This window comes from Limnohabitans sp. Rim8 (assembly GCF_945901735.1).
GTDB lineage: Bacteria > Pseudomonadota > Gammaproteobacteria > Burkholderiales > Burkholderiaceae_C > Limnohabitans_A.
In genome coordinates this window covers 36,885-51,744 of record NZ_CAMDLM010000007.1, presented here as the reverse complement: position 1 = coordinate 51,744, position 14,860 = coordinate 36,885, and the positions used below count along the sequence as shown (strand labels likewise).

The following is a 14,860-nucleotide window of genomic DNA, read 5'->3' as shown; positions in this document are numbered from 1 at the left end:
GCTTTTCGTGATCAATGTTGAATTTTAAGGTTTCGCCCCACCCGGAGCTGAAACACAACCCGGAACCCTGCCCGCCATGATGGACGTCACGATACAAAACTTTGAAGCCGAGGTCATCGAAGCCTCCATGACCACGCCCGTGTTGGTGGATTTTTGGGCCCCTTGGTGCGGCCCGTGCAAGTCTTTGGGCCCTGTGCTCGAAAAAGTCGAAGCCGCCTACGAAGGCCGCTTCAAGCTGGTCAAGATCGACTCTGACCAAGAACAGCAACTGGCGCAGGCCTTTGGCATCAAAAGCATCCCCACCTGTGTGTTGCTGAAAAACGGCCAGCCCGTCGATGGTTTCATGGGCGCTTTGCCCGAAGGTCAGGTCAAGCAGTTTCTGGACAAACACCTGCCTGCTGCCGAAGAATTGCAAGCCCAAGCTGCCGCTGACGAAGCGCAGCAACACCTGCAAGAGGGCGACGCGCACAGCGCCCGCGCCGCCTTGGAACAAGCCCTGGCCACCCATCCCGGCAACGACGACGCCCGCTTTGACCTGGTCAAGCTGCTGATTGGCCTGGGCGAGCTGGCCGAAGCCTCCGCCTTGCTGGCCCCAGCCATGGCCCGCATCCCGGTGCCGCTGCGCTTTGAGGCGCAAACCCAGTGGCTCAAAGCGCTGGAGTTTGTGACCACCGACCCCCGTGGTGAATGGGAGTTGGACCAGTTTGATGCCTTGATTGCCCAGAACAAACGTGACTTTGAAGCCCGTTTTGCCAAAAGCCGCCTGCTGATCGCGATCGGCCAATGGGAAGCGGCCCTGGACGAATTGTTGGAAATCATCATGCGAGACAAAAAGTGGGACGACGAAGCCCCGCGCAAAACCTTTGTCGCCCTGCTGGAGCTGATGACCCCGCCCAAGCCCAAAACCCCTGTCACCACCGGAAAATCGGCGGGTGGCATTGAGCTGATGGGCAAAGCCGCCATGCAAGAAGACCCGCACATGGCCATGATCTCCAGCTACCGGCGCAAGCTGAGCATGATGCTGAACTGAAGCCGCGTCCTTTGACCTGGCGCGGTTGGGGCGCTTGGTCGTCGGGCCAGCAACAGTGCTGCGCCCCCGACCACTGCTTCGGCAGCAAAATTATTATTTTTGTTAACTCTGAACTCCAAAAAATGTAATACTTGTCGTTACAGACATTTACGGGTTTTGGGCTCATCGACGGGCTTGTTGCTGACATTTCAGCCGCCTTGAAGCCTAGAATGAACGCACCACTTTTGCATTCATTTCAGAACATGTCCCGTGCCCAACCCCTGATCACCCCAGAAGAGCTTCAGTGCCTGTTGGGCAACGCCCCTGCGCGAACGAACAAGCCAGGCCACAGCACGGGACTGCATCCACAGTCGCTGCACCTTGGTGCCACATTGTGGCTGCTCAAGGGGGTGTTTTTGTACGCGGTACTCATGAGCCCAGAAGCCAGCCAACTGGTCGACAGCAGCCGTTACCTGGCTTTGCGAGGCGGTCTGGAACTGGTCTGCGTGATCGCTTTTTGGAGTGCGGCATTGCACCCACGCGGTCGCACCGTAGCGGGTGCGAGTTTGCTCGTGGCCAGCACCACTTGGCTGATGGACGCCATGACGCTGCTGGCCTTCACCAGTTGAGTCCCCACCCTCAAGAAAAAGGCGCTGCCATGCAGCGCCTTTTTCTTGACAGAGTTGGGCCTGCATCAGTCCATCAACTTCTTCATGGCCTCTTCGTACTTGGCTGCTGTTTTCTCGATCACCTCACGCGGCAAGCGCGGCGCAGGTGGGGTTTTGTCCCAGGGCTTGCCGTTGATCTGGGCAGTCTCCAGCCAGTCGCGCAAAAACTGTTTGTCGTAGCTGGGCGGGTTGATGCCTTGGGCAAAACTCTGTTCATACGAGTCTGTGGGCCAGTAACGCGATGAGTCGGGCGTCAGCACCTCGTCCATCAGCACCAAGGTGCCGGCGGTGTCCAGACCAAACTCGAACTTGGTGTCGGCAATGATGATGCCTTTGGCCGCCGCGATGTCACGCGCCGCCTTGTACAGCTGGATGCTGATGTCGCGGATGCGGGTGGCCAAGTCGGTGCCAATCATGGACACGGTTTGCTCGAAGGTGATGTTCTCGTCGTGCTCGCCCACCGCCGCTTTGGCTGCGGGCGTGTAGATCGGTTCGGGCAGGCGGCTGGCGTTTTTCAGGGCAGCAGGCAGTTTCACACCGCACACCGCCTGGTTGTCCTGGTATTCCTTCCAACCGCTGCCTGCCAGATAACCGCGCACCACCGCTTCGACCGGAATGGGTTGGAGGCGCTTGACCAGCATCGAGCGGCCGGTCACCTGGGGCACTTCTTCGGCGCTCACCACGCTCTCGGGCGCCTCGCCCGTCAGGTGAATCGGGCAGAGGTTCAGGCCTTTGGGCCCCAGCCGGTCGAACCAAAACAACGCCATTTGCGTGAGCAACACGCCCTTGCCCGGAATCGGTTCGCCCATGATCACGTCAAACGCGCTGATGCGGTCCGATGCCACCATCAGGATACGGTCTTCGCCCACCGCGTAGTTGTCGCGCACCTTGCCACGCGCCAACAGGGGCAAGGACTTCAGGGCCGAGGTGTGAAGCGCAGAGGTCATGGAAAACAGTCCAGCAAAAAAGAAAAAGGCCCGTTGAACAGTCAACGGGCCATTCGTGTCAATTATCGCAGGCTCAGTTCACCACCTGGGCCAATTCACCCCGCGCATAACGGGCGGCCACCACCTGCAGGTTGTCGCCCTTGATCTTGGGCGCTTGGCCTTCGCAGCCGAATTGCAGATAACGCTGCTTGCAGATTTGCTTGGCCGCTTCGCGGGCGGGCTTGAGCCATTCGCGGGCGTCGAACTTGTCGGGGTTCTCAAACAAGAATTTGCGCACCGCCGCCGTCATGGCCAATCGGATGTCGGTGTCGATGTTGATCTTGCGCACGCCGTGCTTGATGGCTTCCTGAATTTCCTCAACCGGCACGCCGTAGGTTTCCTTCATTTGACCGCCGTACTGGTTGATCATGGCCAGCAGGTCTTGCGGCACACTGCTGGAGCCATGCATCACCAAGTGGGTGTTGGGGATGCGGGCGTGGATTTCTTTCACGCGGCTGATCGCCAAAATGTCGCCCGTGGGCTTGCGGCTGAATTTGTAAGCACCGTGGCTGGTGCCAATCGCAATCGCCAACGCGTCCAGGCCCGTGGCTTTCACGAACTGCGCGGCTTCTTCGGGGTCGGTCAGCATTTGGCTGTGGTCCAGCTTGCCCACCGCGCCAATGCCGTCTTCTTCGCCGGCTTCGCCGGTTTCGAGGTTGCCCAAGCAGCCCAGTTCACCTTCCACCGACACGCCCAAAAAGTGGGCCATGTCCACCACGCGGCGGGTCACGTCGACGTTGTAGCCAAAGTCGGCCGGGGTCTTGCCGTCTTCCAGCAAGGAGCCGTCCATCATCACAGACGAGAAACCCAGGTTGATCGCGCCCTGGCAAACCGCCGGGCTTTGGGCGTGGTCCTGGTGCATGACCAGAGGAATGTGGGGCCACTGCTCCGTAGCGGCCTGAATCAGGTGCTTGATGAAGGGCTCACCCGCGTACTTGCGGGCACCGGCGCTGGCCTGCAAGATGACGGGCGCACCGACCTCATCGGCGGCGGTCATGACGGCCTGAACTTGCTCCAGGTTGTTGACGTTGAAAGCTGGAATGCCGTAGCCGTTGACGGCCGCGTGGTCCAGCAGCTCGCGCATAGAAACGAGTGCCATGGTGGTGATTTCCCGGGAAAGTTGAAAATGGAGCAACGCCAGGATGTACCCGGCTTGTAACTGAAATGGATTTTATAGGTTTCAGTGTGCCGCAGGCTTGCGATGGATCTGGACCCTTGGCCTTTAAATAGTCGGTTCAGATGTTCCTAAGACCAGTTAGGGCCTTTAAGGTCCGAGAAGCAGCTTTTCGCGAAGGGCCATTTTCAAAGCACGACGGTGCGCTTCGTCGGACCTGAAGGCACCGACCTACAAATACCCACGCAGGTCGGGCCTTTACGGTCCGACAGCCATCTTTTCTCGCAGCGACATTTCAGGGTTGGACCGGTCTAAAACTCAGGTGGCCCGGCAAATCTTGAGGGTGTTGGTGCCGCCTGGCGTGCCCATGGGCTCGCCCACGGTGATGGCGTACACATCGCCCGGCTGCACGATGCCACGTTTTTTCAGGTGCGCCTCGGCTTCGATCAAGGCAGTGTCGGGGTCGGCGCTGGTGTCCATCAGCAAGGGGCTGACGTTGCGCATCAAGGCCATCTTGCGCTGGGTCGCCACCTTGGGCGTCAGCGCATAAATCGGCATGCGCACGCTGTGGCGGCTCATCCACAACGGGGTCGAGCCTGAATCGGTCAAAGCCACAATCGCTTTGGCTTTGAGGTGGTGCGCGGTGAACAACGCGCCCATGGCGATGGCGTGGTCGATGCGGTTGAAGTGCGCACCCACAAAGTCGTCGTCCAGCGGGTCGTGGTCGGTTTTCTCGGCTTCCAGGCAGACGGCGGCCATCATTTCCACCGTCTCCAGCGGGTACTTGCCCGCAGCGGTCTCGGCGCTGAGCATCACCGCGTCGGTGCCGTCCAGCACCGCGTTGGCCACGTCGCTCACCTCGGCGCGGGTGGGCACCGGGTTGACGATCATGCTTTCCATCATCTGTGTGGCGGTGATGACCAGTTTGTCCAATTCGCGGGCGCGTTTGATCATGTGCTTTTGCAAGCCCGGCACAGCCGCGTTGCCCACCTCCACCGCCAAATCTCCGCGCGCCACCATGATGCCGTCGGAAACGGCCAGGATGCGGTCGAGCTCGGGGATGGCTTCGGCCCGCTCGATCTTGGCGATCAAACCCGGGCGGTGTCCATTGGTGCAGGCCACATTGCACAGCTGACGCGCCATTTCCATGTCGGTGGCATTTTTGGGAAAGCTCACCGCCACATAGTCGGCGTTGAAGCTCATGGCCGTGCGGATGTCGTCCATGTCCTTGGCCGTCAGGGCCGCTGCCGTCAAGCCGCCGCCTTGTTTGTTGATGCCCTTGTTGTTGGACAACTCACCGCCCAACTTGACGGTGGTGTGCACCTGCTCGCCCTTGACGGCGGTCACCGTGAGGACAATCAGGCCATCGTTGAGCAAGAGCACATCGCCGGCCTTGACATCGCGCGGCAACTCTTTGTAATCCAAGCCCACACCCTGCAAGTCACCTGGCTCGGTGCGCGAGGCATCCAGCACAAAGGGTGCACCTGGCTCCAGCATCACTTTGCCCTCGGCAAACTTGCCCACCCGGATCTTGGGGCCCTGCAGGTCGGCCATGATGGCCACTTCGCGACCTGCGCGCTGCGAGGCTTCGCGCACCAAACGGGCGCGGTCCACATGGTCTTGCGCCTGGCCGTGGCTAAAGTTCAGGCGAACCACATTCACACCGGCCCGAATCATGGCCTCCAAAAGTGCGGGATCGCTGGAAGCAGGGCCTAAGGTGGCAACAATCTTGGTGGCGCGACGGGGCATCAGGGAATCTCCAATGGAATTGGATTTCAATTCTCACACGAAACGGTGACACAACCGCTTCTTTTGGTGCACAGCATTCAACAAAACATCGCCCAATGCCATTTAGAAAACTGGCTGCTTGAGGACTTTTTGGCGAAAGTTGCCTCCAGATCACGCCCGTTACTTGCTTTTGCCCCTTCCAATACCCTTGAATTGATCTTTGTCAGTCCAGCACAATGCCAAGCCGACTAAACTCCACACCAAGCGATTTACATACAAGCGTCATGACTGCCCTACACACCCCCAACGTTGATCAGCCCATCCCATTGGACCAACCCCTGCCGCACCGCAAGACCTTGCGCGAATGGTTGGTGCCCTTGTCCGAGCGCAGCACAGTGCGCGCTTTTGTGCTGCTGGCTTTTGACTACGCCTTGTTTTTTGCCCTGATTGCGGCCACCGTCATGCTCGAAGCCGTCTGGGCCAAGCTGCTGTGCGGCGCGGTGGCGGGCTTTGTGATCGGCCGCCTGTTCGTGATCGGTCACGACGCCTGCCACCAGAGTCTCACGCCCCACCGTGAGCTGAACAAAGTGCTGGGCCGAATCGCCTTTTTGCCGTCGCTCACGCCTTACAGCCTCTGGGACACCGGCCACAACGTGGTGCACCACGGTTACACCAACCTCAAAGGCGTCGATTTTGTCTGGACGCCTCTGACCGCCGAAGAGTTTGCTGGCCTGGGCTTTGGGCAGCGCTTGCTGCAACGCGCCTACCGAAGCGGCTGGGCTCCTGGCCTGTATTACATGATCGAAATCTGGTGGAAGCGCGAGTTCTTCCCCAACAAAACCCACATGCCCACGCGCCGTCCGATCTTCTTCAAGGACAGCATGCTGGTCAGCGCCTTTGCAATACTGTGGATCGCCACCATCACTGCGGCGGCCGTCTTCACCGGGCAATCGGTCTGGCTGTCCTTGCTGATGGGTGTGGCGATCCCCTTCTTTTTCTGGAACACCATGATCGGCTTTGTGGTCTATGTGCACCACACCCACGTCAAGGTGTCTTGGCACGACAACAAAGCCGCCTGGACCAAGGCCGCGCCCTTTGTGTCCACCACGGTGCACCTGACCTTCCCCTTCCACATCGGCGGCATGATGCACCACATCATGGAGCACACCGCCCACCATGTGGACATGAGCATCCCGCTCTACCGCTTGAAGCAAGCCCAGGCCAAGCTCGAGGAAATGCTGCCTGGCCGCATCATCGTTCAGCCCTTCTCCTGGAAGTGGTACTTCGAGACCGCCCAAAACTGCAAACTGTACGATTTCGGCCGTGAATGCTGGACCGACTTCAAAGGCAGCATGACCAGTCCGGTGCGCGGCAACCTGCCGCCTGCTGCCCAGGCCTGATAAGCGCTACGCTGTCAGCAGGCAGGTAGGCGCTGCCTGTTTGGTGCTTTGCGAAGCGACATTTTCCAAAGGCGACGGCGCATCATCGCCACGTCGGACCTGAAGGCACCGACCTACAAAGACCAATGCATCCCTGTGGCTCAAGGCCTCTCGTAGGTTGGGCCTTTATGGTCCGACATCTCAATTTTTGCGAAGCGACATTTTCTAAAGGCGACGGCGCATCACCGCCACGTCGGACCTGAAGGCACCGACCTACAAAGACAGGTCGCCTTGTCGTTTCTTCAGCCCGCAGCGCGTTTGGCCAAGATCTCGAAAGCAGGCAAGGTCTTGCCTTCCAGGATTTCGAGGAACGCGCCACCGCCCGTGGAGATGTAGCCGATCTGCTCTTCGATGCCGTATTTGGCAATCGCCGCCAGCGTGTCGCCACCACCCGCGATGCTGAACGCGCTCGACTCGGCAATCGCCTGGGCAATCACCTTGGTGCCGTTTTCAAAGGCCGCAAACTCGAACACGCCCACCGGGCCGTTCCACACAATCGTGCCCGCTTGCTTGAGCTGCGCGGCGAGCTTGGCCGCCGTCTCGGGGCCGATGTCCAAAATCAAATCGTCGTCGGCCACGTCGGTGGCTTTTTTCACGGTGGCGACCGCGTCGGCGGCAAAGGTTTTGGCCGTGACCACATCGGTCGGGATGGGGACTTCCGCACCCCGCGCCTTCATGACTTCGATCACCGCTTTGGCCGCGTCCACCAAGTCAGCTTCGGCCAGGCTTTTGCCGATTTTCAAACCCGCCGCCAGCATGAAGGTGTTGGCAATGCCACCGCCCACGATCAGCTGGTCCACATTGTTGGACAGGCTTTTCAAGATGGTCAGTTTGGTGCTGACTTTGCTGCCCGCCACGATGGCCACCAGCGGACGCTTGGGCGCGGTCAGCGCCTTGCTGATCGCGTCGATCTCGGCGGCCAGCAAAGGGCCAGCACAGGCAATCGGCGCAAACTGAGCAATGCCATACGTCGTGCCCTCAGCGCGGTGCGCGGTGCCAAAGGCGTCGTTCACGTAGATGTCGCACAGCTGGGCCATCTTGCGGGCCAGTTCTTCGTTGTTCTTTTTCTCTCCTGGGTTGACGCGGCAGTTTTCGAGCAACACCACCTGGCCAGGGGCCACGGTCACGCCCGCAACGCTGGCGTTGCCCTCTGCACCTGCCCAGTTGGCGACCAAAGGCACCCCATTTTCATAAGGGTGGCCGAGCAGCTCGCCCAAGCGCTTGGCCACCGGGGCCAGCGAGTCTTCGGGTTTGAACTCGCCCTCGGTCGGGCGGCCCAGGTGCGAGGTCACCATCACAGCCGCGCCGGCGTCCAGCGCCATCTGGATGCAGGGCACGCTGGCGCGGATGCGGGTGTCTTCGGTGATGCTGCCGTCATCGGCTTGCGGCACATTCAAGTCGGCGCGGATGAAAACGCGTTGCCCAGCGGCTTGGCCGTTGGCACAGAGATCGGAAAAACGGATGACGTTCATGGAGGGTCTTGTCCTGTATCGGAAAAATTCGGCTCAATTATAAAAAGCAGAGGCATGGGAAAGGTTCGCCAAAAGTCAAGCACAGGGCTGCGCAGCTGCAAGCAGGAGCGGCCCACTCACCAACCCAGCGCAAGACGCAAAGGCAAATACACCGCCATACCCACCAAAATCGTGGTCAGCACACCGCGCCGCCAAAAGTAAGCGGCGACACCCGCCGCTGCTGCGTACAAGCGGGCGTCTTGCCAGGTGCTGACCAGCTCGCCCTGCACCGTGATGATTTCGGGAATGACCACCGCCGACAACGCCGCAATCGGCGCGTACTGCAGACCGCGCTGCGCCCAGTCGGGCAATTGCCAAGACTGGCTGGAGATGAAAAAGAAACTGCGGGCCACCACCGTGACCACGGCCAGGCCGACGATGACGCCCAAGGTCCACAAATCGGTGCCGTTCATGCCGCCACCTTGGGTGCAGCTCGAATTTTTTCGACCGTCAGGCACAAGATCACGGCCACCGCGATCGCCACCACGATGTTGAGTTTGAGTGGCAGGTGGTAAGCGACCACTGCGGCCACACCCGCCACCGCCGCCGACAAGATGCGCATGCGCGAGCTGGCCAGCGAGCACTGGATGCCCAACAAACACAAAATGCCCGCAAAGCCCAAACCCCATTCGGGCGGGATCAGGTTGGCCAGGCCCACGCCCAGCAAACTGGCCACGATCCAGCTGCCCCAGTTCAGTAAGTAGTTGCCCGCCAGATAAGCCTCTTGCCCTGTGCGCTCAGCGTCTGTGCCGCCAGGCTGCGGGTATTGGCGGATGAACAGCACGTAAGTGATGTCGGCCGTGAAGTAGCCGTGGCACATGCGCTGCCAGCGCGGCAAGTGCATGAGGTAGTGGCGCAGGTGCAGGCTGAACACCACAAAGCGCAGGTTCACGCAAAAACCAGTCGCCAAAATCACCCATGCCGGTGCCCCAGCCACCAACAGCGGAATGGCCGCCAGCTGCGAGCTGCCCGCAAACACCAGCATCGTCATGGCCACCGCCTCGAACACGCTCATGCCCGACTTGACCATGGCCACGCCCGTCATCAGGCCCCAAGCTGCCACCCCCGGCGCTTGTGGGGCCAAATCACGAAAGCCTTGCCAGAACTCAGCTCGGCGGTAGAGCGTGGGCCGAAAAAACATCAGGCCACCAAACGCTGGCCGGGCTGCAAGGGGCAGCCACGCAAAAAGTCGGCCGCACCCAAACGCTTGCCACCAGGCCGCTGCAACTGCGTCAGGCACAGCTGGCCTTCACCGCAGGCCACGCGCACGCCTGAGGCATCGGCGCTGAGCACAGTGCCAGGCTGTGCGATCTGCACGGACGCTTGCGCCGTGGCTTGCCAGAGCTTGAGGGTTTCCACGCCCGAATCGGTGGCCAATGGCACGGTCATGCCCGGAAACGGGTCGAAGGCCCGGATGCGCCGCGCCAGCACCTCGGCGCTCAGGGTCCAATCCAGCGCTGCCTCGGCTTTGTCAATCTTGTGCGCGTAGTTCACGCCTTCATCGGGTTGGGGCTGGTGCGGCAAGGCGTCGAGCGAAGCCAGCGCCTGCACGATGGCCTGCCCGCCCAGCGCAGCCAGGCGGTCGTGCAACACGGCGGTGGTGTCTGTGGGCGCAATGGCGCAGGGCAGAACCAGCAGCATGTCGCCGGTGTCCAGGCCCGCGTCCATCTGCATGATGGTGATGCCGGTCTGCGTGTCGCCCGCCTCGATGGCACGGTGAATCGGCGCGGCCCCGCGCCAGCGTGGCAGCAAAGAGGCGTGGATGTTCAGGCAACCCTTGGGCGGCAAGTCCAGCACCCATTGCGGCAGGATCAGGCCGTAGGCGGCCACAATCATGGCGTCTGCTTGAGCGTCCAGCAGAGTCTGGCGAGCGGCAGCCGCGTCTTCGGGGTATTTGCCATCGAGCCGCAAGCTGCGCGGCTGGGCCACCGGCACCGCGTGGTCCAGCGCCCACTGCTTGACGGGTGAAGGCTGCAGCTTCATGCCGCGCCCGGCGGGTCGGTCGGGCTGGGTCAACACCAGCACGATCTCGTGGCCAGCGGCGTGCAGGGCCGCCATGGCCACTTGTGCAAATTCGGGTGTGCCAGCAAAAATCAGCCGCATGCCGTGCTCAGCGCTCGGCTTTTTGGGCTTTGACCATCTTGGTCTTGATGCGCCCTTGCTTGAGCGGCGAAAGGTATTCCACAAACACCTTGCCCATCAGGTGGTCCAACTCGTGCTGGATGCAGATGGCCAGCATGCCCTCGGCCTCAATGGTGCGGTGTTGGCCGCTGCGGTCCAGCGCCGCCACCTTGACGGCCGTGGCACGCTCAACGCCGTCGTAAATGCCCGGCACCGACAGGCAGCCCTCTTCGCCCTTCACGCGCTCGTCGCTCATCCAGGTGATCTCGGGGTTGACCAGCACGATCGGTTGGTTGCGCTCTTCAGAGGTGTCGATCACCACCAGACGCTCGTGCACGTCGACTTGGGTGGCGGCCAAGCCAATGCCGCTGGCCTCGTACATGGTCTCCAGCATGTCGTCGATCAGGGCGTGCACGCGCGCGTCCACCGCCTGCACGGGTTTGGCCACTTTGTTCAGGCGGGGGTCGGGGTAGCAAAGAATGGGGAGCAGGGCCATGGTTCAAAAAATCAAAATGGATACCGGGTATTTTCGGTCATTTCAGTTCAGCGCCTGATGGTTTCAAGCCGAGAGACCGTACTGCACGAATCGGACCATGAAACGTGCCAGCGCCAAACCGTCGTGTGGCTCGGAAAGACTGGCCATGCTCTGCTCGTAAAGCGGCTCGCCCATCAAGGCACGGCGCTTGTCCAGCAAAAAGGCCGACACCTCAGGTGTGAACTCCGGGTGCGGCTGAATGCAAAACACCTGGTTCCCCAGCGCGTAAGCGGCCACCGGACAATCGGGTTGTGTGGCCAACAAAGTGGCCCCTGGCGGCAAAGCCAGCACCTGGTCCTGGTGGCTGGCCAGCAAGGCTACTTGGGCCGCTTGGGCCGCTTGGGCCGGCACCAACCCCAGGTGTTCGGGCGCGCCCAGCCATTCGTAAGACTGCCGCCCAACCCGCCAACCGCGGGGCGCCCGCTGCACGGGCGCACCCAAACAATGCGCGATCAGCTGGTGACCAAAACACACGCCCAAAAGCTTGTGCTGGTCCTGCAGCAAGCGCGCCACCTGCTCTCGCAAGGCCACCACCCAGGGCTCGTCCGAAAAAGCATCGGCGCGGCTGCCCGTCAAGAGCACCGCATCGTAGATCGCAAAACGGGCCGGGTATTGCCCATGCCGGGCACTGAAGGTGTCGATGCGGCCCTGGTAACCCGCTTGCGCAAACAAATCCTCAAACATCGACGCCACCCGCGTGTAACGCTGCGCCAGGGGAGGATCCAGGTCGTCGTTTTCGAGGATGCACAGGTGCATGTGCGCGGTAGGCTGTTGGGTAGGTGGGTGCATGGCGTGATTTTATGGACTTGGCGCGAGCCGAACTTTGAACCACAATGCTCAGCACAAGATGCATTCGACGGCCATTCAGGCCGCACAGGGAGAGAACATGGTCAACACACCCGAGGAACTGGGCGCTTGGTTGCGGCTGGTGCTCACGCCCGGCGTCGGCACCGAAAGCGCCAGGCGCTTGCTGGCCGCCTTTGGCGAGCCCGAAGCGATTTTTGCGCAAACCGAAACCGCCCTGTGCCAAGTGGTCAGCCCCCAGCAGGCTCAGGCGCTGTGCCTCATGCCCGATGGCTGCGCCGCGTTGGCGCAAGACACCCTGGCATGGGTGCAAGCGGGCGCCGGGCCCAGTCGCTGCGTGATCACCTTGGGAGACGCCGACTACCCTGCCCCGTTGCTGGACATTCCCGACCCGCCGCTGATGCTCTACGCCATGGGCCAGACGGCGCATCTGCCCCGGCTGCGGGCCGAGCAAGCGCTGGCCATGGTGGGCAGCCGCAACCCCACGCCGCAAGGGGCCGAAAACGCCCGCGCCTTTGCCTGCAGCTTGGCCGCCAGTGGGTTGACTGTGGTTTCTGGCCTGGCACTGGGGGTGGACGGTGCATCACACGAAGGCGCACTGCAAGGGGCAGCGTTGGGGCAGTTGGCCACCATCGCCGTGGTCGGCACCGGACTGGACCGCGTCTACCCGCGCCAGCACCGCGACCTGGCGCACCGCATCGCCCAAAACGGGCTGATCCTGAGCGAATACCCACTGGGCACACCACCGCTGTCGCCCAACTTCCCGCGCCGCAACCGGCTGATTTCGGGCCTGTCACAAGCCACGCTGGTGGTAGAAGCCGCCCTGCCTTCCGGCTCACTCATCACCGCCAAGCAAGCCCTGGAGCAAGGCCGCGACGTGATGGCCATCCCCGGCTCCATCCACGCCACACAATCCAAAGGATGCCACGCGCTGATCAAACAAGGCGCCAAACTGGTTGAGTCGGCGCAAGACGTGCTGGAAGAGTTGCGCCTGCCCGCACCGGACGCCCAACAGGCGCTGAACTTGGACAAGCAAGCCCCGGAAGATGCCTTCTCAGGCAGTGACCCCGAGCGCGCCCTGCTGCGCGTCCTCGGCCACGATCCCGTGGGCCTGGACGCCCTGCAAGCGCGCTGCGGTTGGCCCACAGCGCAACTGCAGGCCCAGCTCTTGGAGCTGGAGTTGATGGGCCAGGTCGGCCGTCTGCCCGGGGGCTTGTTTCAGCGCATCGGTCAAGCTTGATCCGCTCGACCTTGGGCGGGTCTTTGGGTGGAATCAGCCCGCAGACCCCAGTGCCAATCCCGCATGCTCGCGCAGCGGATGGAAGTGGATTTTGGGAAAGCGTTCTTGCGCCAAGCGCACGTCGTAGGGGCTGGTGCACAAATAGGCCAACGTGCCTGCCGCATCCAGCGACATGCGCTGGGGGTAGGCGTTGGTGAATTCGCGCAGCTCGGCCGGGGTGTCGGCCGTGATCCAGCGCGCACCGGTGTACTGGCAGCCTTCCAGCCGCACGTCGCAGTCGTATTCGGATTTGAGGCGGTGCTGCACCACTTCAAACTGCAACTGGCCGACTGCACCCAACAGCATAGGGCCGCCGATTTCGGGTTTGAAGACCTGGATCGCGCCTTCTTCGCCGAGTTGGTCGAGTCCGGTTTGCAGCTGCTTGGTGCGCAGCGGGTTCTTCAGGATCACGGTCATGAAGAGTTCGGGTGCAAAAAACGGCAGGCCGGTGAATTGCAGGTTGGCACCATCGGTGATGGTGTCGCCCAGCTGCACGCCGCCGTGGGTGGTGAAGCCGATGATGTCACCCGCGAAGGCTTCATCGACCGCTTCGCGGCGCTGGCTCAAAAAGGTCACCACGCTGGTGGGGCGCAGTTCTTTGGCGGTGCGCTGCACCTTGAGTTTCATGCCGGGGGTGTATTTGCCCGACGCCATGCGCACGAAAGCGATGCGGTCGCGGTGGTTGGCGTCCATGTTGGCCTGCACCTTGAACACCACGCCCGAAAACGCGCTGTCTTCGGGCTGGATTTCTTTGATGACAGGCTGCTTGTTGACCAGCAGGTTGCTGGTGCGGGGCCTAGGCGCCGGGGCCAGGTCGACCAGGGCGTCCAGCACTTCCATCACACCAAAGTTGTTCACGCCGGAGCCGAAGAACACGGGGGTTTGCTTGCCCGCCAAGAAGGCTTCTTCGTCAAACGCGGGCGATGCGCCGGTGGCCAGCTCCATGCTGTCCATGGCGGTTTGCCACTCTGCGCCAAAGCGCTCGGCCAGTTGGGCTTGCTCGTTGAGGGAGATGGTTTCGAAGTCTTGCGGCAGGCGTTCGCTGCCGGAGTCGAACACGGTCATGGCCTTGGTGCGCAGATTGATGATGCCGCCGAAGCTCTTGCCTTGGCCCACAGGCCAGGTCATGGGCACGCAGGGCATGCCCAGCTCGCGTTCGACTTCGTCCAGGATGTCGAGCGGGTCGCGCACTTCACGGTCCATCTTGTTCACAAAGGTGATGATGGGCGTGTCGCGCTGACGGCAAACCTCAATCAGGCGGCGGGTTTGCGCTTCCACACCATTCGCCGCGTCAATGACCATCAGGGCCGAATCCACAGCCGTGAGCACGCGGTAGGTGTCTTCAGAGAAGTCTTTGTGGCCGGGGGTGTCCAGCAGGTTGATGACGTGGTCGCGGTAGAGCATCTGCATCACCGACGAAGCCACCGAAATGCCGCGCTGCTTTTCAATTTCCATCCAGTCCGATGTGGCGTGGCGCGAGGCCTTGCGGGCCTTGACCGAACCGGCGATCTGGATCGCGCCCGAAAAAAGCAAGAGCTTTTCGGTGAGTGTGGTTTTGCCCGCGTCGGGGTGGGAAATGATGGCAAAAGTCCGGCGGCGCCGGGTCTCGTTGGCGTAGGTCACAAGGGGTCCTGAGGTCGTGCGGGTGGCCAAACAGCCCCCGTGG

At 61.6% G+C, this 14,860-nt stretch carries 14 protein-coding genes; 4 read left to right on the top strand and 10 right to left on the bottom strand.

All coding sequences use genetic code 11. The annotated features are described in order from the left end of the window. Nucleotides 1–76: 76 nt before the first annotated feature. Both trxA and Q0O99_RS05095 read left to right on the top strand, forming a co-directional pair. Nucleotides 77–1,030, top strand: coding sequence for a thioredoxin (trxA, locus tag Q0O99_RS05100; protein ID WP_293749230.1), 954 nt, complete (start codon nt 77–79; stop codon nt 1,028–1,030). Nucleotides 1,031–1,272: 242 nt separating this feature from the next. Then, complete coding sequence (locus tag Q0O99_RS05095; protein WP_293749228.1) at nt 1,273–1,638, top strand: hypothetical protein; 366 nt, start codon at nt 1,273–1,275, stop codon at nt 1,636–1,638. Between the two features lie 65 nt (nt 1,639–1,703). Here the strand turns inward: Q0O99_RS05095 and Q0O99_RS05090 are convergent, their stop codons facing one another. The 3 genes from Q0O99_RS05090 to pyk all read right to left on the bottom strand — a co-directional run bounded on the left by Q0O99_RS05090 (nt 1,704) and on the right by pyk (nt 5,526). Beyond that, nucleotides 1,704–2,624 carry a phosphoribosylaminoimidazolesuccinocarboxamide synthase gene (locus Q0O99_RS05090; protein WP_293749226.1) on the bottom strand — a complete coding sequence of 307 codons (921 nt, stop codon included), beginning with the start codon at nt 2,622–2,624 and terminating at the stop codon, nt 1,704–1,706. A 73-nt stretch (nt 2,625–2,697) separates the two neighbouring features. Further along, entirely contained in the window at nt 2,698–3,762 is a 1,065-nt protein-coding gene (fba, locus tag Q0O99_RS05085) for a class II fructose-bisphosphate aldolase (protein ID WP_293749224.1), read from the bottom strand. A 333-nt stretch (nt 3,763–4,095) separates the two neighbouring features. After that, complete coding sequence (gene pyk, locus Q0O99_RS05080; RefSeq protein ID WP_293749222.1) at nt 4,096–5,526, bottom strand: pyruvate kinase; 1,431 nt, start codon at nt 5,524–5,526, stop codon at nt 4,096–4,098. A gap of 263 nt (nt 5,527–5,789) precedes the next feature. On the opposite strand from pyk, the gene Q0O99_RS05075 reads away from it, so the two are divergent. After that, the gene (locus Q0O99_RS05075) at nt 5,790–6,905 is read left to right on the top strand and encodes a fatty acid desaturase (RefSeq protein ID WP_293749220.1); all 1,116 of its coding nucleotides are present in this window, start codon (nt 5,790–5,792) and stop codon (nt 6,903–6,905) included. 281 nt (nt 6,906–7,186) lie between these two features. Here Q0O99_RS05075 and Q0O99_RS05070 read toward each other — a convergent pair whose 3' ends face one another. The 6 genes from Q0O99_RS05070 to Q0O99_RS05045 form a co-directional block, all read right to left on the bottom strand. Continuing rightward, nucleotides 7,187–8,416, bottom strand: coding sequence for a phosphoglycerate kinase (locus Q0O99_RS05070; protein WP_293749218.1), 1,230 nt, complete (start codon nt 8,414–8,416; stop codon nt 7,187–7,189). A 116-nt stretch (nt 8,417–8,532) separates the two neighbouring features. Then, the gene (locus tag Q0O99_RS05065; RefSeq protein WP_293749216.1) at nt 8,533–8,868 is read right to left on the bottom strand and encodes an AzlD domain-containing protein; all 336 of its coding nucleotides are present in this window, start codon (nt 8,866–8,868) and stop codon (nt 8,533–8,535) included. Beyond that, nucleotides 8,865–9,596, bottom strand: coding sequence for an AzlC family ABC transporter permease (locus Q0O99_RS05060; protein ID WP_293749214.1), 732 nt, complete (start codon nt 9,594–9,596; stop codon nt 8,865–8,867). Before Q0O99_RS05060 ends, Q0O99_RS05065 begins: the two co-directional genes overlap by 4 nt. Further along, the gene (fmt, locus tag Q0O99_RS05055; RefSeq protein WP_293749212.1) at nt 9,596–10,558 is read right to left on the bottom strand and encodes a methionyl-tRNA formyltransferase; all 963 of its coding nucleotides are present in this window, start codon (nt 10,556–10,558) and stop codon (nt 9,596–9,598) included. Before fmt ends, Q0O99_RS05060 begins: the two co-directional genes overlap by 1 nt. 7 nt (nt 10,559–10,565) lie before the next feature. After that, nucleotides 10,566–11,072 (bottom strand): peptide deformylase, encoded by a 507-nt coding sequence (gene def / locus Q0O99_RS05050; protein ID WP_293749211.1) that lies wholly within the window; start codon nt 11,070–11,072, stop codon nt 10,566–10,568. A gap of 63 nt (nt 11,073–11,135) precedes the next feature. Then, nucleotides 11,136–11,900, bottom strand: a complete 765-nt coding sequence (locus Q0O99_RS05045) for an amidotransferase (RefSeq protein ID WP_293749209.1) — start codon at nt 11,898–11,900, stop codon at nt 11,136–11,138. Nucleotides 11,901–11,997: 97 nt separating this feature from the next. Here Q0O99_RS05045 and dprA point away from each other — a divergent pair, with 97 nt between their 5' ends. Further along, entirely contained in the window at nt 11,998–13,155 is a 1,158-nt protein-coding gene (gene dprA / locus Q0O99_RS05040; protein WP_293749373.1) for a DNA-processing protein DprA, read from the top strand. Nucleotides 13,156–13,188: 33 nt separating this feature from the next. Here the strand turns inward: dprA and Q0O99_RS05035 are convergent, their stop codons facing one another. Next, the gene (locus tag Q0O99_RS05035; protein ID WP_293749207.1) at nt 13,189–14,817 is read right to left on the bottom strand and encodes a peptide chain release factor 3; all 1,629 of its coding nucleotides are present in this window, start codon (nt 14,815–14,817) and stop codon (nt 13,189–13,191) included. Nucleotides 14,818–14,860: the final 43 nt, after the last annotated feature.